The following is a 19,174-nucleotide window of genomic DNA, read 5'->3' as shown; positions in this document are numbered from 1 at the left end:
CCGGCGGACGTACGAGAATCCGATGCACCGCACAGCCGGGCGGACCGACGCCGGCGGACCGGGAGAGTGGCGAGTGACGGCCGAGGCGACGCGCGGATACGCGAAGGGCCGTGCGAAGCGGCGCGAGATCCTCGAACAGGCCATGTCCCTGTTCGGCGAGGCGGGTTACCGGGGCGCGTCCCTGAGGGTGATCGCGACCAGGTGCGGCATCTCGCACACCGGACTGCTCCACCACTTCCCGACCAAGGAGGCGCTGCTGCTCGCCGCCCTGGAGCACCGTGACTACGTGGACGACGAGTGGCTCTCGGTCGGCGGCACCACGGGGGTGCGCCGGCTGGGCAGGTTCGCGGAGCTGGCGGCGCTGAACTCCACGCGGAGGGGGATCGTCGAGCTGTTCTCGGTCGTCTCCACCGAGGCCACGGCCGCCGACCACCCCGCACACGGCTACTTCGTACGGCGCTACGAGAACTCGGTCGCGGGCGCGCGGCTCGCCTACGAACAGGCCCGGCGGGAAGGCGCGCTGCGCCCCGGCGTCGACCCCGCCGCGGCCGGGCCCCAGCTGATCGCCCTGATGGACGGGCTCCAGGTGCAGTGGCTGCTCAGCGACTGTGCGACGGACATGGCCGGCATCCTGCGCGCGCACATCGAGGCCCAGCTCACCGTCCGCCTCTGACCCGTCCCGCCGAACGGCTGTGCACATTCCACTCGTGCCGCCGTCTCAGATAGTAGGAAGTCCGAGTAACTGTGGAGACAGATCGCCTGGACTGTCCTAACTTTGTAGGAGCCGAACGAATCGCTGATCCAGCGACCGGCGTGCGTGAGCGTGCCCGAAGCAGGTAACCCCTGAGGCATATCGCTCCCCGCTCCTTCCGGCGTCTCGAAATCCCGGTCCCGGCGTCCGCCGTGCGACGTCCTGATCTCGAACAGCCACGTGATCCCAAGGAGTTGATCCCTCATGGTCCAGACCACCACCCGCCGTGTCCGCCGCAGCCCCCGCCCCGCCGAGTCGGAGCGCAAGAACGCCGCCGCCGCGCTGCAGCGTGCCCTCGACCGCCGGGACAACGGCGGCTCCACGGGTCACTGAGGCCGCTCTCCCGCCCCGCGGCGCCCGCCCCACAGCGTCCGACGTCCACATCATGGACGCCGAGTGTCATGGGGTGGGACGGAGGGCTAGGGTGCCGTTATGTCTCGCAGCATCGATCTCGCAGTGATCCCCGGCGACGGTATCGGCCAGGAGGTCGTCACCCAGGGCCTCAAGGTTCTCAACGCTGTTCTCCCGCAGGATGTGAAGCTGGAGACCAAGGAGTACGACCTCGGCGCCCAGCGGTGGCACCGCACCGGTGAGACCCTCCCCGACGCGGAACTGGAGGCCCTCAAGGGCCACGACGCCATCCTGCTCGGCGCCATCGGCGACCCGTCGGTGCCGTCGGGTGTGCTGGAGCGGGGGCTGCTGCTGAAGCTCCGTTTCGCCTTCGACCACTTCATCAACCTGCGGCCGTCGAAGCTCTTCCCGAACACGGCGACCCCGCTCGCCGGCCGCCCCGAGATCGACTTCGTCGTCGTCCGGGAGGGCACCGAGGGCCCGTACACGGGCAACGGTGGTTCGCTGCGTACGGGCACCGAGCACGAGGTCGCCACCGAGGTGAGCGTCAACACCGCCTACGGTGTCGAGCGTGTCGTGCGTGACGCCTTCGCGCGTGCCGCCGCCCGCCCGCGCAAGAAGCTGACGCTGGTCCACAAGAACAACGTCCTGGTGCACGCCGGCCACCTGTGGAAGAACACCTTCGACAAGGTCGCCGAGGAGTTCCCCGAGGTCACCACCGACTACCTGCACGTCGACGCCGCGACGATCTTCTTCGTCACCCAGCCGGAGCGCTTCGACGTCATCGTCACCGACAACCTCTTCGGTGACATCCTCACCGACCTCGCCGCGGCCGTGACCGGCGGCATCGGCCTGGCCGCCTCCGGCAACATCAACCCCACGGGCGCCTTCCCGTCCATGTTCGAGCCGGTGCACGGCACCGCGCCCGACATCGCGGGCCAGGGCAAGGCCGACCCGACCGCCACCATCCTCTCCGTCGCCCTCCTGCTGCGGCACCTCGGTTACGAGGCCGAGGCCGTGCGCATCGAGGAGGCCGTCTCCGCCGACCTCGCGGAGCGTGACGGACAGCACGCGCGCACCACCGACGAGATCGGCGACGCGCTCGCGGTACGCGTAGCGAGCTGACCCGACGTCTCACTTCGAAGCCGCCGGGTCGCAACCGCACCCGGCGGCTTCTCCTCGCGGTCTCCGGGTGCCACCATCGACCCCCTGGACCGTGTCTCCGTGCCGCCCGTGCGGCATCGCGAGCGCTACCGCAATCACCTTATTTCGTGCACAGCCGCCCCCGGGAGATAATCGAACGCGGGACCGCGGCTCGCGGTAGAGCTCGGACGTCCTACTACCTGGCCGGCAGCCGCCGGACGGGCGGGCGGAGCGCGGTCCATCACACACAAGACCGGTGAAGGACACGCACTCATGACGACGCCCACGATCGAGCTCAAGCCCTCCTCGAACCCGCTGTCCGACGCGGAGCGCGAGGCGATCCTGGCCAGCCCCGGCTTCGGCCGCTACTTCACCGATCACATGGTGACCATCCGCTGGACCGAGGGGCGCGGCTGGCACGACGCGCAGCTCGTGCCCTACGGACCGCTGTCGCTCGACCCCGCGAACATGACCCTGCACTACGCACAGGAGATCTTCGAGGGCCTCAAGGCCTACCGGCAGCCCGACGGCAGCGTCGCCACCTTCCGGCCCGAGGCCAACGCCGCCCGCTTCCAGCGCTCCGCCGCCCGGCTCGCGATGCCGGAGCTCCCGATCGAGACCTTCATCGAGGCGTGCGACGTCCTTGTCCAGCAGGACCAGGCCTGGGTCCCGCCGCACGGCGGTGAGGAGTCGCTCTACCTGCGGCCCTTCATGATCGCCACCGAGGTCGGCCTCGGCGTCCGCCCGTCCAACGAGTACCTCTTCCTCGTGATCGCCTCCCCGGCCGGCGCCTACTTCCCCGGCGGTGTGAAGCCCGTCTCCATCTGGCTCTCCGAGGACCGGGTCCGCGCTGTCCCCGGCGGCATGGGCGACGCCAAGACCGGCGGCAACTACGCCGCGTCCCTCCTCGCCCAGGCCGAGGCGGCGGCACAGGGCTGCGACCAGGTCGCCTACCTGGACGCCGTCGAGCACAAGTGGGTCGAGGAGCTCGGAGGGATGAACCTCTACTTCGTTTACACGGACGAGGACGGCGGCAAGCGGATCGTCACGCCCACCCTCACCGGCTCGCTCCTCGCGGGTGTCACCCGTGACTCCCTCCTCTCCGTCGCCCGTGACCTCGGGTACGCCTCCGAGGAGGGCCGCGTCTCCATCGACCAGTGGCGCGAGGACACCGCGAAGGGCACCCTCACCGAGGTCTTCGCCTGCGGCACCGCGGCGGTGATCACGCCCGTCGGCACCGTGAAGTCCCGGAGCGGCGAGTGGGCCCAGGGCGACGGCACCCCCGGCGAGGTGACCCTCAAGCTGCGTGAGCGCCTGCTGGACATCCAGCGGGGCATCGCCGAGGACACCCACGGCTGGATGCACGGTCTCGGCCGCTGATCCGACCGGCCGTCAACGCACGCGAAGGCCGCGCCCCTCACCGGGGGCGCGGCCTTCGGCCTTTCCGGGGAGGCGGGCGCACGGAGTTTTGAGCGCTGCTCAAAACTTGGTTAGAGTGCTGCTCGAACCAGGAGGTGGGTGTACGTGCGACTGACCCCGACCGAACGTGACCGGCTGCTGCTCTTCGGCGCCGCCGAGCTCGCCCGCGCCCGGCGCGCCCGCGGGCTGCGGCTCAACGTGCCCGAGGCCACGGCCCTGATCGCGGACACCGTCTGCGAGGCGGCCAGGGACGGCCGCAGACTCGCCGAGGCGATCGAGGCCGCGCGGACGGTGCTCGGCCCCGACGACGTGCTGCCCGGCGTCGCCGACGTGGTCACCGAGGTGCATGTGGAGGCCGTGTTCGACGACGGCTCCCGGCTCGCGGTGGTCAGCCGTCCCCTGGAGGGCGGCACCCTCGGGGACGAGGCGCCCGGCGCGCTGATTCCCGGGCCGGGGGCGCCTCAGCCGGAACCCGCCGTACGGCTCTCCGTCCGCAACACCGCGAGCGTCCCCGTCAGCGTCACCTCGCACTTCCACTTCTTCGAGGCCAACCCGCGGCTCGACTTCGACCGCGCGGCGGCGTACGGGATGCGGCTGGCCGTGCCCGCCGGCTCGTCCGTCCGCTTCGGTCCGGGGGAGAGCGCCGAGGCCCCGCTCGTCCCCATCGGCGGCGCCCGGGTCGCGATCGGGTTCGCCGGACTGGTCGACGGCCCCCTGGACGCGCCGGGCGCGAAGGAGGAGGCGCTGCGCAGGGCGGCTGCCTGCGGCTACCTCGGAGCGGAGGAGGACAAGTGATGGCCCCCTACGAGTACGCCTCCGTGCACGGACCGAGGACCGGGGACCGGGTAAGGCTCGGTGACTCCGGGCTGACCGTCCGGGTGGAGTCCGACTCGCAGAAGCCCGGGGACGAGTTCCTCGCGGGCTTCGGCAAGACGGCCCGTGACGGACTGCACCTCAAGGCCGCGGCCGTCCGGGACACCTGCGACGTCGTCATCAGCAACGTGCTGGTCATCGACGCCGTGCTGGGCATCCGGAAGGTCTCCATCGGCATCCGGGAGGGCCGCATCGCCGCGGTCGGCCGGGCCGGCAACCCGGACACCCTCGACGGGGTCGACGTGGTCGTCGGCACGGGCACGACCATCGTGTCCGGAGAGGGCATGATCGCCACCGCCGGCGCCGTGGACCCCCATGTGCACCTGCTCTCCCCGCGCATCATGGAGGCCTCCCTGGCCTCCGGGGTGACCACGATCATCGGCCAGGAGTTCGGCCCGGTCTGGGGCGTCGGCGTCAATTCCCCGTGGGCCCTGCGCCACGCCTTCAACGCCTTCGACGCCTGGCCCGTCAACATCGGCTTCCTCGGCCGCGGTTCGTCGTCCCACGAGGCCCCGCTGGTGGAGGCCCTCGCCGAGGGAGGCGCCTGCGGCTTCAAGGTCCACGAGGACATGGGCGCCCACACCCGCGCCCTGGACACCGCCCTGCGGGTCGCCGAGGAGTACGACGTCCAGGTCGCCCTGCACAGCGACGGCCTGAACGAGTGCCTGTCCGTCGAGGACACCCTGCGGGTGCTCGAAGGCCGCACGATCCACGCCTTCCACATCGAGGGCTGCGGCGGCGGCCATGTGCCCAACGTGCTGAAGATGGCCGGGGTCCCCAACGTCATCGGCTCCTCCACCAACCCGACGCTGCCCTTCGGCCGGGACGCGGTCGCCGAGCACTACGGCATGATCGTCTCCGTCCACGACCTGAAGACCGACCTCCCGGGCGACGCCGCCATGGCCCGTGACCGGATCAGGGCCGGGACCATGGGCGCCGAGGACGTGCTGCACGACCTGGGCGCCATCGGCATCACCTCCTCCGACGCGCAGGGCATGGGCCGGGCGGGGGAGACCGTACGCCGCACCCTGGCGATGGCCGCGAAGATGAAAGCGGAGTTCGGCCCGCTGGAGGGCGACGGACCCGGCGACGACAACGCCCGGGTGCTCCGCTACATCGCCAAGCTGACCATCAACCCCGCCATCGCCCACGGGATCTCCCACGAGATCGGCTCCATCGAGCCCGGGAAGCTCGCCGACATCGTCCTGTGGCGCCCGGAGTACTTCGGTGCGAAGCCGCAACTGGTCCTGAAGTCCGGCTTCCCCGCGTACGGAGTCACCGGTGATCCGAACGCCGCCACGGACACCTGCGAACCCCTGGTACTCGGACCGCAGTTCGGGTCGTACGGGGCGACCGCCGCCGACATCTCCGTCGCCTTCGTCGCGGAGGCCGCCACCCAGCTGGGCTCCGACCTGATGCCCACCCGCCGCCGCCGGGTGGCCGTCCGGGGCACCCGCGGCATCGGCCCCGCCGACCTGCTGCTCAACTCCCGCACCGGAAGCGTGGGCGTCGACGGCGACACCGGCCTCGTCACCCTCGACGGGGAGCCGCTGCGTTCACCGGCCGCCGAGTCCGTGGCGCTCAACCGCCTCTACTTCCTCTGAGCCCCGTCCGCCGGGCTCTTCCGTACCACACGACCGAGGGACCGTCATGACCTTCCGCATGCCCCCCGAATGGGCCCCGCACGAGCGCACCTGGATGGCCTGGCCCGGCCCCAACCCCACCTTCGCCACCGCCGCCGAGCTGGACGAGGCGCGCACCGCCTGGGCGGCCGTCGCCCGTGCCGTACGCCGCTTCGAGCCGGTCACCATGATCGTCGGGCCGGGGCAGGAGGAGGACGCCCGCGCGCTCCTCGGCCCGGACGTCGACACCGCCGTACGCCCCCTCGACGACGCCTGGATGCGGGACATCGGGCCGACCTTCGTCGTCGACGACGAGAGCGGGCGGCTCGCCGCGGTGGACTGGACGTTCAACGGCTGGGGCGCCCAGGGGTGGGCCCGCTGGGAGCACGACCGGCACATCGCACGCGGCGTCGCCGAACTCACCGGAGTGCCCGTGCACAGCTCGCCCCTGGTCAACGAGGGGGGCGCCATCCACGTCGACGGCGAGGGCACCGTGCTGCTCACCGAGACCGTCCAGCTCGGTCCCGAACGCAACCCCGGCTGGAGCCGGCAGGCCGTCGAGGACGAGATCCACGCCCGCCTCGGCACCGAGAAGGCGATCTGGCTGCCCCGCGGCCTCACCGGCGACTACGGCACCTACGGCACGCTCGGCCATGTGGACATCGTTGCCGCCTTCGCCCGCCCCGGCACCGTCGTCGCCCATGTCCAGCCCGACCCCTCCCACCCGGACCACGAGGTCACCCGGGAGACGGTCCGGATCCTGCGCGCGGCCACCGACGCCCGCGGACGCCCGCTGGAGGTGGTGGAGATACCCGCGCCCAAGGCCTCCCGGGACGCCGACGGCGAATGGAACGACCACTCCTACATCAACCACTACCTCTGCAACGGCGGCGTGGTCCTCTGCGCCTTCGACGACCCCCGGGACGACGAGGCGGCAGCCGTCTTCCGCGACCTCTTCCCGGACCGTACGGTGGTCCAGGTGGATGCCCGTACGATCTTCGCCGGCGGTGGAGGCATCCACTGCATCACCCAGCAGCAACCCAGGACCTGATAGCCGTGACCCCTGCCCCGCGCCGACGCAACATCGCCCCGCCCCGCCAGGACGTGCTCGCCGTCGTCATGGCCACCGTCGCCGAGCGCGGGCTCGACGGGCTCACCATGGCGGCGCTCGGCCGCGAGGTGGGGATGAGCAGCGGGCACCTCATCTACTACTTCCGCACCAAGGACGAACTGCTCCTGCAGACGCTGGAGTGGAGCGAGGCCCGGCTGGGCACCGAGCGCCGGGCCCTGCTCGACGCCCCGGGCACCGCCAGGGAGAGGCTGGACGCCTACATCGCGCTGTACCTGCCCGACGGTCACCGCGATCCGCACTGGACGCTCTGGCTGGAGGTCTGGAACCGCTCGGTGAACGCCGGCGCCGACGACCGGGCACGCCAGGCGGCCATCGAGGACGCCTGGCACCGGGACCTGTCCCGGCTGCTGGCCGACGGGGCCGCGTCCGGCGAGTTCCGCCCGCTGGACCCCGACCGGACGGCGATCAGGCTGCGTGCGCTGATGGACGGCTTCAGCGTCCATGTCACCGTCGGCATCCCCGGGACCGGCCGGGAACAGGTGCTCGGGCAGCTGCGCGGCTACGTGGACGAGACGGTCGCCCCGCCCGGAGCCGGAGCTCCCGCGACCGACGTCACGCCCGCATCCTGAGACACCCGGCGACGAGGACGCGACGCTGTGCCAGACTGCGTGCGTGTCCTCGTTCGCCATGATTATCGGCAGCAGGCGCGCCGGTCCGCAGTGACCGTCCCGTACCACCACGTGCGGAACGGCCATCGTGCCCCAGACCCGCGCGCAGACCTCTCGCACCCGCGAGGGGTTTTTTCGTTTTCCGGCCCCCACCACGGCCGGGGCGAGGCACGCGAGATGATGGGGGCAAGTGGAGCCGATTCTTCCGGATCCGCTCACCCGACAGGAGTCAGATCAGCATGACCACCGAGGCCAAGGTCCCCGACGACACCTTCCATGTCTTCGACACCACGCTGCGCGACGGTGCCCAGCGTGAAGGCATCAACCTGACGGTCGCCGACAAGCTGACCATCGCCCGGCATCTGGACGACTTCGGAGTGGGCTTCATCGAGGGCGGCTGGCCCGGCGCCAACCCCCGCGACACCGAGTTCTTCGCCCGCGCCCGGCAGGAGATCGAATTCCGCCACGCCAAGCTCGTCGCCTTCGGTGCCACCCGCAGGGCGGGCGGGAAGGCCGCCGAGGACCCGCAGGTCCAGGCGCTGCTGGACTCCGGCGCCCCGGTGATCACCCTGGTCGCCAAGTCCCACGACCGTCATGTGGAACTGGCCCTGCGCACCACCCTCGACGAGAACCTGGAGATGGTCCGCGACACCGTCGCCCACCTCCGCGAGCAGGGCCGCCGGGTCTTCGTCGACTGCGAGCACTTCTTCGACGGCTACCGCGCGAACGCCGAGTACGCCAAGTCGGTGGTGCGCGCCGCCCACGAGGCCGGCGCCGACGTGGTGATCCTCTGCGACACCAACGGCGGGATGCTCCCGGCACAGGTGCAGGCCGTCGTCTCCACCGTCATCGCCGACACCGGTGCCCGGATCGGCATCCACGCCCAGGACGACACGGGCTGCGCCGTCGCCAACACCCTGGCCGCCGTGGACGCCGGTGCCACCCACGTCCAGTGCACCGCCAACGGGTACGGCGAGCGGGTCGGCAACTCCAACCTGTTCCCCGTCGTCGCCGCCCTGGAGCTCAAGTACGGCAGGACCGTGCTGCCCGAGGGCGCGCTCGCCGAGATGACCCGCATCTCCCACGCCATTGCCGAGGTCGTCAACCTGACGCCCTCCACCCATCAGCCCTACGTGGGGGTCTCCGCCTTCGCCCACAAGGCCGGGCTGCACGCTTCCGCGATCAAGGTCGACCCGGACCTCTACCAGCACATCGACCCCGAGCGCGTCGGCAACACCATGCGGATGCTGGTCTCCGACATGGCGGGCCGTGCCTCCATCGAGCTCAAGGGCAAGGAGCTCGGCATCGACCTGGGAGGCGACCGCGCGCTCGTCGGGCGGGTCGTCGAGCGGGTCAAGGAGCGCGAGCTCAAGGGCTACACGTACGAGGCGGCCGACGCCTCCTTCGAGCTGCTGCTGCGCGCCGAGATCGAGGGCCGCCCCCGCCGCTACTTCCGCGTGGAGTCCTGGCGGGCCATCGTCGAGGACCGCCCCGACGGCACCCACGCCAACGAGGCGACCGTGAAGCTCTGGGCCAAGGGGGAGCGGATCGTCGCCACCGCCGAGGGCAACGGCCCGGTCAACGCGCTGGACCGCGCCCTGCGCGTCGGCCTGGAGCGGATCTACCCCCAGCTCGCCAAGCTGGAGCTGATCGACTACAAGGTCCGCATCCTGGAGGGCCGCACCGGCACCGAGTCCACCACCCGGGTACTGATCACCACGGGTGACGGATCGGGCGACTGGGCGACGGTCGGTGTGGCGGAGAACGTCATCGCCGCGTCCTGGCAGGCCCTGGAGGACGCGTACACCTACGGCCTGCTGCGGGCGGGCGTCGAGCCCACCGACTGAGGATCCGCTTCCGGCGGGCCGGACGCCACGGCGTCCGGTGACACCGTCGCCCCCGGAGCCTGGACGGCGTTCCGGGGGCGGGGCGTGCTGTCGTCCGGGGGGTTCAGGCCTGGACGACCTCGACCGGGAGCTTCTTGATCCCGTTGACGAAGTTGGAGCGCACGCGCGGCACGTCCCCGGTCAGACGGATGGAGCTCAGCCGGGGGATCAGCTCCTCGAACATGATGCGGATCTCCGTGCGGGCCAGGAGATTGCCCAGGCAGAGGTGCGGGCTCCCCTTGCCGAAGGTGACGTGGTCGTTGTCGGCACGCGCGACGTCGAAGTCGTACGGATTACCGAAGACGGCCTCGTCGCGGTTGCCGGAGGCGTACCACATGACGACCTTGTCGCCCTCCTTGACCTGCTTGCCGCCCAGTTCGACGTCGCGGGTCGCGGTCCGGCGGAAGTGGTACACGGGGGAGGCCCAGCGCAGGAACTCCTCGACCGCCGTGGGGATGAGGGAGGGGTCCTCCTGCAGGCGGGCGAGCTGCTCGGGGTGCTGGAGGAGCGCGAGCATCGAGTGGGTGATGGTGTGCCGGGTCGTCTCGTTGCCGGCGACCACCAGGAGCAGGAAGTAGTTGTCGAAGTCCTGCGCGGTGAGCGGGACACCGTCACGGGGCATCTCGTTGACGAGCCGCGAGATGAGGTCGGTGCCGTCGCCGCCCTTGCGCTTCCTGGCCAGCTCCCGCCCGTAGTCGAAGACCTCCAGTGACGCGGGGGAGCGGAAGGGCAGGTCCCGGTACTTCTCGCTCTCCTCGCTCTCCAGCAGGACGTCCGCGTAGTCGGGGTCGGTGTTGCCGATGATGCGGTTGCCCCAGTCGATGAGCTGCTGGTTGTCCTCCGGCGGGACGTCGAGGAGGCGGGCCAGCACGTTGATGGGGAAGTCGGCGGAGATCTCCTGCACGAAGTCGAAGCGGCCCTTGGCGAGTGCCGTGTCGAGCGTCCTGGCGGTCAGGCCGCGCAGGAAGTCGGCGTAGCTGTTGATGACCTTCGCCCCGAACTGCCTCTGCAGCAGGCTGCGCAGGGCGCGGTGGCGCACACCGTCGAGTTCCAGGATCGATGCGCGCTTCTTGATCTGGTCGTCGTCCACCTCTTCGAGGTTGACGAACCGGGTGGAGGTGAAGGTCTCCGCGTCGCGGTCGACCCGGGCGATGTCGGCGTGCCGGGTGACGGACCAGAAACCGGAGTTGGGGGCTTCCTCCTCCTGCCAGTGGACCGGGTCCTCATGGCGCAGGGTGTGGAACATGCGCCACGGGGTGATGCCGTCGGTGAAGTTGTCCAGGTCGGCGAGGTCGACGTCGGCGAGCGGCATCGGCTCGATCGCGCTGCCGGCGGAAAGGGGGGCGATGGACATGGTGCTGGTCCTCCGTGCGGTCACAGGTGGTAGGCGTACTCGGTGAACTCCCAGTCGGTGACGTGCCGGTGGAAGCGCGCGACCTCGTCGCGCTTGTACGAGAGGTAGGAAGTGGTGAAGTCCTTGCCGAGGATCTCGGTGAGGGCGGTGTCGGCCTCCAGGGCGTCCAGCGCGGCCGGCAGGGCCGACGGGAGCAGCGCGGATTTCGTGGTGTCGTAGCCGTAGCCCTCCAGGGGCGCCGGCGGTTCCTCTCCGGCCAGGACCCCCAGCAGGGCCGCCGCGAGGGTGCCGGCGATCAGCAGGTAGGGGTTGGCGCTCGCGTCGCCCAGGCGGAGTTCGAGCCGGGAGCCGGCGCCGCGCTCCGGAGGTACCCGCACCATCGCGCTGCGGTTGTCCATGCCCCAGTCGATCAGCCACGGCGCGAGCGTGTCGGGGCCGAACCGCTTGTAGGAGTTGACCGTCGGGTTGGCGAGGGCGGTGAGCGCCGGGGCGTGCGCGAGGATGCCGGCCGCCGCGTGCCGCGCGGTCGCGGAGAGCCCGTGCGGGGCCGAGGGGTCGTCGAAGACGTTGCGGCCTTCGGCGTCGACGCAGGACATGTGGAGGTGGAAGCCGGAACCGCCGACGCCGTTGAAGGGCTTGGCCATGAAGGTGGCGAGCCGTCCCTCCCTGCGGGCGAGTTCCTTGACGGCGGCCTTGAAGCGGAACGAGCGGTCCGCCGCGTCCATGGCGTCCGAGTGGGTCAGGTTGATCTCGAACTGCGAGCCGTCGAACTCGTGGTTGCCGTTGCTGACGCCGATGTCCAGATCGCGCAGCAGGCGCAGCGTACGCAGCAGGTGGTTGTCGCCGTCCGCCCGCAGGCCGGCGGTGTAGACGACGCCCTCGGCGTCGCTGTAGCGGCGCCAGCCGGGCGGTGTCCCCGGATCGGCGTCGCACAGGAAGTACTCCAGTTCGGGGCCCACCACCGGGCGCAGCCCGTGCTCCGCGCACCTGTCCACCACGGCGCGCAGCAGGTCGCGCGGTGACTCCGGGGCGGGCAGTCCGGTGGCGGGGTCGGTCACGTCGCCGAGGCAGCTGGCGACCCCGGGCTCCCAGGGGAGTGCGGTCAGGGTGGAGAGGTCCGGGCGTACGCAGATGTCGGGCAGGCCGGCGTCCAGACCGCCGGAGACGTCCACCACGTCGCCCTGCGGGGTGGTGTGGTAGACGGCGCGGCAGAAGGCGAGGCCGTGGTCGCAGGCGGCGGGCAGGTGGTCGAGGAGGACGTCCCTGGCCCGGTCGGTGCCGATGAGGTCGGGATAGGTCACCCGGACCACGTCGATGCCCTCGCTTGCGAGCCGCTTCATGTGGTGGCGGACGGGCGAGGTCTCGGATGCGCTCACCGTTGTCTCCTCTACGGGAAGGGGCGCCTCCCGGCGCGGCGCGCCGGGAGGAACGGGGGAGGTGGGGGGAGTGGGGGGCTCGATCCGCACGGAGGCCGGGAACGGGTCGGCACACGGGTCCGTGTTGTTTGAGGTCAAACGGTATGGACCTCGTTCGCCCGGACGCAAGAGGCGCGTGGCGAAAATTTATCCACACGGATAGCTCTTGACCAGAGGCTGGCCGATTCCTATGTTGTTTGAAGCCAAACGAGTTGAGCCGGGTGCGGCCCGCGCCGCCGGGAGCCGGGCTTCCGGCGGTACGGCAGCCCCACACCCCGCCATTCCTCGACGCCCCGTCAGCACCAGGAGGACCGGCCATGAAGGTCGTCGTCGACATGAACAAGTGCCAGGACCACGGCCAGTGCGTCTTCGCCGCCCCGGACGTCTTCAGCTTCGACGAGACCGGGCGCCTGGCCTACGTCCCCGACCCCGACGACGCGCTGCGCGACGACGTGGAGGAGGCCGCCGACGTGTGCCCGCTCCAGGCCATCCGGATCGAGGGCTGAACCGGTGAGCGCATCCGTCGTAGTGGCCGGCGCCTCCATGGCCGGCCTCCGGGCCGCCGAACAGCTGCGCGCCGCCGGCTGGGAGGGGCCCGTCACCCTCGTCGGGGACGAGCCCCACATGCCGTACAACCGGCCGCCCCTGTCGAAGGAGGTGCTCGCCGGCCGAGCCTCGTACGAATCGCTCGCCTTCCGCCCCCGCGCCGGGGTCGCCGACGTCGAGTGGCGCCTCGGCCGCAAGGTCACGGGCGCGGACCTCTCCCGGCGCTCCGTCCAACTCGACGACGGCAGCGTGCTCCCGTACGCCGGGCTCGTCGTCGCGACCGGGATGCGCCCCCGGCGCCTGCGCTGCCCCGGCCCGCTCGCTGGACGGCACACCGTACGGACACTGGACGACGCACGCGGCCTGCGGGACGCCCTGACCCGGCCGGGGGCCCGGGTGGTCGTCGTCGGCGCCGGGTTCATCGGCTGCGAGGTCGCCGCCACCGCCGTCGGCCTCGGCGCCGCCGAGGTCACCGTCGTCGACCCGCTGCCCCTCCCGATGGCCGGACCCCTCGGGGACCTGCTCGCGACGGCGCTGCTGCGCCGCCACGAGCAGCGGGGTGTCCGGTTCGCCCTCGGCACGGGGGTGAGCGGCTTCGAAGGGGACGACCGGGTCACCGGCGTGGTCCTGGACGACGGCCGGGTCATCGGCGCCGACGTGGTGGTGGAGTCGGTCGGCTCGGTCGCGAACACCGAATGGCTCGGGGGCAACGGCCTCGACCTGAGCGACGGGGTGCCGACCGACGAGCACCTGCGCGTCGGGGGCCGCCCCGAGGTGATCGCCGTCGGCGACGTCGCCCGCTTCCCCAACGCCCGCTACGACGGCGTACCCCGCCGCGTCGAGCACTGGTCCATCCCCACCGACACCGCCAAGCACGCGGCCAAGGTGCTCGCCGCCCACCTCGCCGGTGAGGAACACGGCCTCGCGCCCTTCGCGCCCCTGCCCACCTTCTGGAGCGACCAGCACGACTTCCGCCTCCAGTCGTTCGGCTCACCCGCGCTCGGCAAGGACGACGTACGCGTCCTGGAAGGCGACCCGGAGGGCGACCTCCTCGCCGGATACCACCGCGACGGCCTCCTGGTGGGCGTCGTCGCCCTCGGCGGCAAGGCCGCGGCGGCGGGCGCGGCACGCTACCGCGCCGAACTGATGGCACGGGCCGTTCCCGCCTGAGAGCCCCTCCGCCCGGAGCCGCAACCCCGAAGCCCGCTCGACGAAACAGAGGAACTCACGTGACCGGTGTCCGTGGATACTTCCACCCCAAGACGGCGACCGGCGCCTCGTCGCTGATCCCCGCACCGCCCTGGCGCTACTCCGGAGACCTGCTCACCGTGGAGTACCGCACCGATCCCGCCCGCGTGCGGGAGCTGCTGCCCGAACCGCTGGAACTCGCCGACGAGGACCCCGGCGCGGTGGCGCTGATCTGGGCCGACTGGCAGTCCTGCTCCGCCTCCGGCGACGAACTGCTGGACCCGGTGCTCGCCCAGTACAAGGAGGCGTTCGCGGTGGTCCGCTGCTCCTACAAGGGGCGGACGTACACGCGCTGCGTCTTCATCTGGGTCGACAAGGACTTCGCGATCGCCCGCGGGCTGCACCAGGGCTACCCGAAGAAGCTCGGCTCCATCCACCAGACCCGCCCGCACCCCTACGGCCCCGCCCCGCGGATCGAGTCCGGCGCCCGCTTCGGCGCGACCCTCGCCGCCGCCGACCGGCGCCTGGCCCAGGCGGTGGTGACCCTGCGGGAGCCGTCGGAGACCAACGGTTTCGTCAACGCGCACCCCATGGCCCACCACCGCTGGCTGCCCTCCGTGGAGAAGGGGAAGGGCCTGGCCCTCGACGAGCTGATCGAGACCGGGGCCGCCTCCTTCGAAGGCGGACAGCCCTGGGTGGGCGACGCCGACCTGGAACTGTTCGAGGCACCCACCGAGGAGCTGGCCCGGCTGGAGATCCGCGAGCCGATCGCCGCGTACTACCGGCAGGTCGGTGTCGTCTGGGACGGCGGACGGCTGCTGGAGTCCCACACCTCGGGCGCCGAGTGAGCCCGCACCGAACCCACCGTCAGGAGACACCCCGCATGAGCGAGCACATCATCACCGTCGCCGGTGTCGCCGTCGACACCCGGCACTGGATCGGCGGCGAACGCGTCGCCGCCGGCGAGACCTTCACCGACGTCTCGCCCATCGACGGTGCCACCCTCGGCGAGATCGCCCGCGGCACGGCGGCCGACGCCGCCGCTGCCGTAGCCGCGGCCAAGGCCGCCTTTCCCGCCTGGGCGGCCACCTCGTACGAGGAACGCGCCCGCGTGCTGCACGCCGTCGCCGACGGGGTCGAGAAGCGGCTCGAGGAACTGGCCGTCGTCGAGACCGCCGACAACGGCGCGCTGCTGCGCTCGCACCGCCGAGGCGTGATGCCGCGCGTCGCCCACAACTTCCGCTTCTTCGCCGACCGGCTGCTGGAACTGGGCCACGAGGACTTCGACACGCGCGGACACACCAACCACGTCAGCTGGGACCCGGCCGGCCCATGCGTGCTGATCACGCCGTGGAACGCGCCGCTGATGCTCGCCACCTGGAAGGTCGCCCCGGCGCTGGCCGCGGGCAACACCGTCGTCCTCAAGCCCGCCGAGTGGTCCCCGCTGACCGCGTCGCTGCTCGCCGACATCGCCGCCGAGGCCGGACTCCCGGCCGGCGTCCTGAACGTCGTACAGGGCTACGGCTCCGAGATCGGCGACGCCCTCACCTCGAACCCCGGCGTACGCCGCGTCAGCTTCACCGGCTCGGTGCCGACCGCCCGGCGCATCGCAGCCTCGGCCGCGCCCAACCTCACCCCCCTGAGCCTCGAACTCGGCGGCAAGTCACCGTTGCTGGTCTTCGACGACGCCGACCTCGACCTGGCGGTCGAGCTCGCGGTGGAGCAGTACGACAACGCGGGCCAGGTCTGTCTCGCGGCGACCCGCCTCCTCGTCGAGGAGGGCGTGGCCGAGGAGTTCACCCGCCGCTTCACCGACCGGGCCTCCCGGCTGGTCCAGGGCGACCCGCGCGACGAGGCCACCGACATCGGCCCCAACATCCACCCCGCCCAGCTGGAGAAGATCGACGGCTTCGTGCGGCGGGCGCTCGACGCCGGCGCCCGCGCGGTCGTCGGCGGACACCGGGGGGAGGGCCAGTACTACGCCCCGACGCTCCTCACCGACGTCGCCCAGGACTCGGAGATCGTGCAGGAAGAGGTCTTCGGGCCCGTCCTGACCCTGCAGACCTTCAGCGGTGAGGACGAGGCCGTGCGCCTGGCCGACGACACCCGCTTCGGCCTGGCCGCCACCGTCGTCACCGGGGACCCCGAGCGGGCCGCACGCGTCTCCTCGCGGCTCGTGGCGGGCACCGTCTGGGTCAACTGCTTCTTCGTCAGGGACCTGAGGGCGCCCTTCGGCGGCTCCCGGCACTCGGGCGTCGGCCGCGAGGGCGGCGACTGGAGCTTCGACTTCTTCTGCGACGTCAAGAACACCGTCACCGCTCCGAAGGGGTGGAAGGACCATGGGTGAGATCGTCGGCGCGGGGCTGCTCGCCCACGTCCCCACCATCGTGCTCCCCGAGGAGACACGCCTCGAACTGAACGAGGGCAAGGAGATCACCCTCGTCACCGGCCTCCGGCAACTGCGCGAGGAGGTGTTCGAACGCGAGGACTACGACACCGTGGTCGTCCTGGACTCCCACTGGGCGACGACCGTCGAGTTCGTCGTCACGGCGCAGCCGCGCCGCGCCGGCCTGTTCACCTCCGAGGAACTCCCGCGCGGCATGTGCAGGATGCCGTACGACTATCCCGGCGACCCGGAACTCGCCCAGAACATCGCCCGGTTCGCCGACCGGCACGGCACCTGGATCACCCCGATCGACGACGACTACCTGCCGGTCTACTACGCCACGATCAACCTGTGGAAGTTCCTCGGGGAGGGGCTGCCGGACAAGCGGTGGGTCACCATCGGCGTCTGTCAGACCGGCGACATGGAGGACCATCTGCGGCTCGGCCGGGCCCTGGCCGACGGGATCGCCGCCACACCCGGCCGCCGCGTCCTGGTCATCGCCTCCGGCGCCCTCTCCCACACCTTCTGGCCGCTGCGCGAGCTCCGCTCGCACGAGAGCAGCGACCCGGCGCACATCTTCAGCGCCGAGGCCAGGGAGGCCGACCACGAGCGCATCGGATGGTTCAAGGAGGGCCGCCACGACAAGGTCCTCGACACCATGGACGAGTTCTGGAAGGTCAAGCCCGAGGCGCGGTTCTTCCACTACCTGATGATGGCCGGCGCCCTCGGCGAGCAGGCGTGCACCGCACCCGCCCGCCAGTACGGGGAGTACGAGAACTCGATCGGCACCGGCCAGGTCCACCTCTGGTTCGACCGCCCGGCCGACGGCTGGACCGGCACCGGCCTCCCCGCCCCACGCGACCCGCACAGCCGTATCTAGGAGCCCCTCATGCCCGAATTCCGCCGTATCCTCCTGGACGGCGCCGCCGTCCAGGTCACCGTCGACGGTGACGAGCTCGTCGCCGGCGACGGCCGCCGCGTCAAGACCGAGGAGGCCCACCACCTCCCGCCGGTCGTGCCGTCCAAGGTGATCGCGGTCCACCTCAACCACCGCAGCCGGGTGGAGGAGTTCCAGATCGGGCTGCCGGACACCCCGACGTACTTCCACAAGCCGACCTCGGCCCTGAACAGCCACCGCGGAGCCGTGGTGCGCCCCGACGGCTGCAAGTGGCTCAACTACGAGGGCGAGGTGGCGATCGTCATCGGGAGGACGGCCCGCAACATCGCGCCCGCGGACGCCGCGGAGTACATCGCCGGCTACACCGTCGCCAACGACTACGGTCTGCACGACTTCCGCGACACCGACGCCGGTTCGATGCTCCGGGTCAAGGGATCCGACACGCTCTGCCCGCTCGGCCCGGGCCTGGTCACCGACTGGGACTTCCGGGGGAAGCGGCTGCGGACGTACGTCAACGGGGAGGTCGTCCAGGAGGGTTCCACCGACGAGATGACCTGGGACATGCACTACCTCGTCGCCGACATCGCCCGCACCATCACCCTGTACCCCGGTGACGTCCTGCTGTCGGGCACCCCCGCCGGCTCGCGGCCCGTAAGGCCCGGCGACGTCGTCGAGGTCGAGGCGGAAGGACTCGGCCGCCTCACCAACCACATCGTCACCGGACCCACAGCCGTGCGGACGGACGTCGGCGCCCAGCCGACCGAGTCCGAGGAGGTGCTGTCCACGGCGCTCGGCGGCGACTGGGAGTTCCGTGGCATCCGGCCGCCGAAGCGCTGAACGGGAAGCCGCCGGTAGGGTCGGCGTCATGACGACCGACCCCGCCGAGCCCGCCGGCGAGCGCCGGGCCCGCAAGCCCGTCACCAACTACGGGACCGGGCGCACCGCCCTGCTGGACGCGGCGGTGCGTGTGGTGGCCCGGGGCGGCCTGCGGGGTCTCACCTACCGGGCCGTCGCCCAGGAGGCCGGGGTCACCCACGGGCTGGTCGTGCACCACTTCGGTTCGCGCGACGCGCTGATCGGGGAGGCGGTCACCCACGCCATCCACTCCTCGCTGAACAGCAGCACCCTCGACGCGGGGACGGGCGAACCGGCGGACTTCGCCGCCGGTCTCACCGGCATGGTGAGATCAGGCCCCGATCTGCAGGCCTTCCAGTACGAACTGCTGCTGGAGGCCCGCCGGACCCCCGAGCTCCGCCCGCGTCTGCGCAGCCTCTACGAGGAGTACTTCGAGGCGACCCGGCGGGAGCTGGAACAGATGCTCCCGGGCACGGTCGACCGCGGTACGTCGCGGCTCGTCTTCGCCGCGCTGGAAGGGCTGGTCCTGCACCAGCTCGTGTTCGGGGAGGAGGACGTCACCGAGGAGGCGCTGTCGCGGCTCAGGTGCGTCCTCGCGGGCCTCGCGGGGGACGCGGGCACGGCCGACCGGAGCTGAACCCGCCCGCGTCCCGCCGATCCGGCCCGTCCGACCCCTTGCCAAACAGCCGTCGGCACCTCACGATCCTCATGTCGTTTGAGTTCAAACGAATGAATCCTTCTTCGGCA

The 19,174-nt window shown here is 71.5% G+C and carries 18 protein-coding genes; 16 read left to right on the top strand and 2 right to left on the bottom strand.

The genetic code is table 11. From position 1 onward, the window contains the following. Positions 1-22: 22 nt before the first annotated feature. From ACGFNN_RS09455 to cimA, 9 genes are all read left to right on the top strand, one after another. Positions 23-673, top strand: coding sequence for a TetR/AcrR family transcriptional regulator (locus ACGFNN_RS09455; protein WP_393554328.1), 651 nt, complete (start codon positions 23-25; stop codon positions 671-673). A 282-nt stretch (positions 674-955) separates the two neighbouring features. Beyond that, positions 956-1,084, top strand: coding sequence for a hypothetical protein (locus ACGFNN_RS09450; RefSeq protein ID WP_362663657.1), 129 nt, complete (start codon positions 956-958; stop codon positions 1,082-1,084). Between the two features lie 99 nt (positions 1,085-1,183). Then, on the top strand, positions 1,184-2,227 hold the full coding sequence (locus tag ACGFNN_RS09445; RefSeq protein ID WP_362663655.1) for a 3-isopropylmalate dehydrogenase: 1,044 nt from the start codon (positions 1,184-1,186) through the stop codon (positions 2,225-2,227). Positions 2,228-2,518: 291 nt separating this feature from the next. Continuing rightward, positions 2,519-3,625: a branched-chain amino acid aminotransferase gene (locus ACGFNN_RS09440; protein ID WP_393554326.1), complete on the top strand. Its 1,107-nt coding sequence runs from the start codon at positions 2,519-2,521 to the stop codon at positions 3,623-3,625. A gap of 144 nt (positions 3,626-3,769) precedes the next feature. After that, the gene (gene ureA / locus ACGFNN_RS09435) at positions 3,770-4,459 is read left to right on the top strand and encodes an urease subunit gamma (RefSeq protein ID WP_393554324.1); all 690 of its coding nucleotides are present in this window, start codon (positions 3,770-3,772) and stop codon (positions 4,457-4,459) included. Beyond that, entirely contained in the window at positions 4,459-6,141 is a 1,683-nt protein-coding gene (locus tag ACGFNN_RS09430) for an urease subunit alpha (protein WP_393554322.1), read from the top strand. Before ureA ends, ACGFNN_RS09430 begins: the two co-directional genes overlap by 1 nt. A gap of 46 nt (positions 6,142-6,187) precedes the next feature. Then, positions 6,188-7,210: an agmatine/peptidylarginine deiminase gene (locus ACGFNN_RS09425; RefSeq protein ID WP_393554320.1), complete on the top strand. Its 1,023-nt coding sequence runs from the start codon at positions 6,188-6,190 to the stop codon at positions 7,208-7,210. A gap of 5 nt (positions 7,211-7,215) precedes the next feature. Beyond that, entirely contained in the window at positions 7,216-7,860 is a 645-nt protein-coding gene (locus tag ACGFNN_RS09420) for a TetR/AcrR family transcriptional regulator (protein ID WP_393554318.1), read from the top strand. Positions 7,861-8,138: 278 nt separating this feature from the next. Then, complete coding sequence (gene cimA / locus ACGFNN_RS09415; RefSeq protein WP_393554316.1) at positions 8,139-9,746, top strand: citramalate synthase; 1,608 nt, start codon at positions 8,139-8,141, stop codon at positions 9,744-9,746. A gap of 103 nt (positions 9,747-9,849) precedes the next feature. Here the strand turns inward: cimA and ACGFNN_RS09410 are convergent, their stop codons facing one another. Both ACGFNN_RS09410 and ACGFNN_RS09405 read right to left on the bottom strand, forming a co-directional pair. After that, entirely contained in the window at positions 9,850-11,139 is a 1,290-nt protein-coding gene (locus ACGFNN_RS09410) for a cytochrome P450 (protein ID WP_393554314.1), read from the bottom strand. A gap of 20 nt (positions 11,140-11,159) precedes the next feature. Beyond that, the gene (locus ACGFNN_RS09405; protein WP_393554312.1) at positions 11,160-12,515 is read right to left on the bottom strand and encodes a glutamine synthetase family protein; all 1,356 of its coding nucleotides are present in this window, start codon (positions 12,513-12,515) and stop codon (positions 11,160-11,162) included. A gap of 356 nt (positions 12,516-12,871) precedes the next feature. Between ACGFNN_RS09405 and ACGFNN_RS09400 the strand changes: the two genes are divergently transcribed. Genes ACGFNN_RS09400 through ACGFNN_RS09370 form a run of 7 tightly spaced genes read left to right on the top strand, consistent with a single transcriptional unit; the run spans position 12,872 to position 19,064 of the window. Beyond that, a complete protein-coding gene (locus ACGFNN_RS09400) occupies positions 12,872-13,060 on the top strand; it encodes a ferredoxin (protein ID WP_362541824.1) in 189 nt (62 codons plus the stop codon). Positions 13,061-13,064: 4 nt separating this feature from the next. Further along, on the top strand, positions 13,065-14,270 hold the full coding sequence (locus ACGFNN_RS09395; RefSeq protein ID WP_393554309.1) for an NAD(P)/FAD-dependent oxidoreductase: 1,206 nt from the start codon (positions 13,065-13,067) through the stop codon (positions 14,268-14,270). Between the two features lie 59 nt (positions 14,271-14,329). Next, positions 14,330-15,136: an acetoacetate decarboxylase family protein gene (locus ACGFNN_RS09390; protein ID WP_393554307.1), complete on the top strand. Its 807-nt coding sequence runs from the start codon at positions 14,330-14,332 to the stop codon at positions 15,134-15,136. Between the two features lie 35 nt (positions 15,137-15,171). Next, complete coding sequence (locus ACGFNN_RS09385) at positions 15,172-16,635, top strand: aldehyde dehydrogenase (protein ID WP_393554306.1); 1,464 nt, start codon at positions 15,172-15,174, stop codon at positions 16,633-16,635. After that, the gene (locus ACGFNN_RS09380) at positions 16,628-17,554 is read left to right on the top strand and encodes a 3,4-dihydroxyphenylacetate 2,3-dioxygenase (protein WP_393554304.1); all 927 of its coding nucleotides are present in this window, start codon (positions 16,628-16,630) and stop codon (positions 17,552-17,554) included. Before ACGFNN_RS09385 ends, ACGFNN_RS09380 begins: the two co-directional genes overlap by 8 nt. Positions 17,555-17,563: 9 nt before the next feature. Next, on the top strand, positions 17,564-18,409 hold the full coding sequence (locus ACGFNN_RS09375) for a fumarylacetoacetate hydrolase family protein (RefSeq protein ID WP_393554302.1): 846 nt from the start codon (positions 17,564-17,566) through the stop codon (positions 18,407-18,409). 28 nt (positions 18,410-18,437) lie between these two features. Then, the gene (locus tag ACGFNN_RS09370) at positions 18,438-19,064 is read left to right on the top strand and encodes a TetR/AcrR family transcriptional regulator (RefSeq protein ID WP_393554300.1); all 627 of its coding nucleotides are present in this window, start codon (positions 18,438-18,440) and stop codon (positions 19,062-19,064) included. The last annotated feature ends 110 nt before the right edge of the window (positions 19,065-19,174 follow it).

The organism is Streptomyces sp. NPDC048590 (assembly GCF_043199535.1).
Lineage (GTDB): Bacteria > Actinomycetota > Actinomycetes > Streptomycetales > Streptomycetaceae > Streptomyces.
Note: the sequence above shows the minus strand (reverse complement) of the source record. Positions and strands in the feature narration are given on the sequence as shown.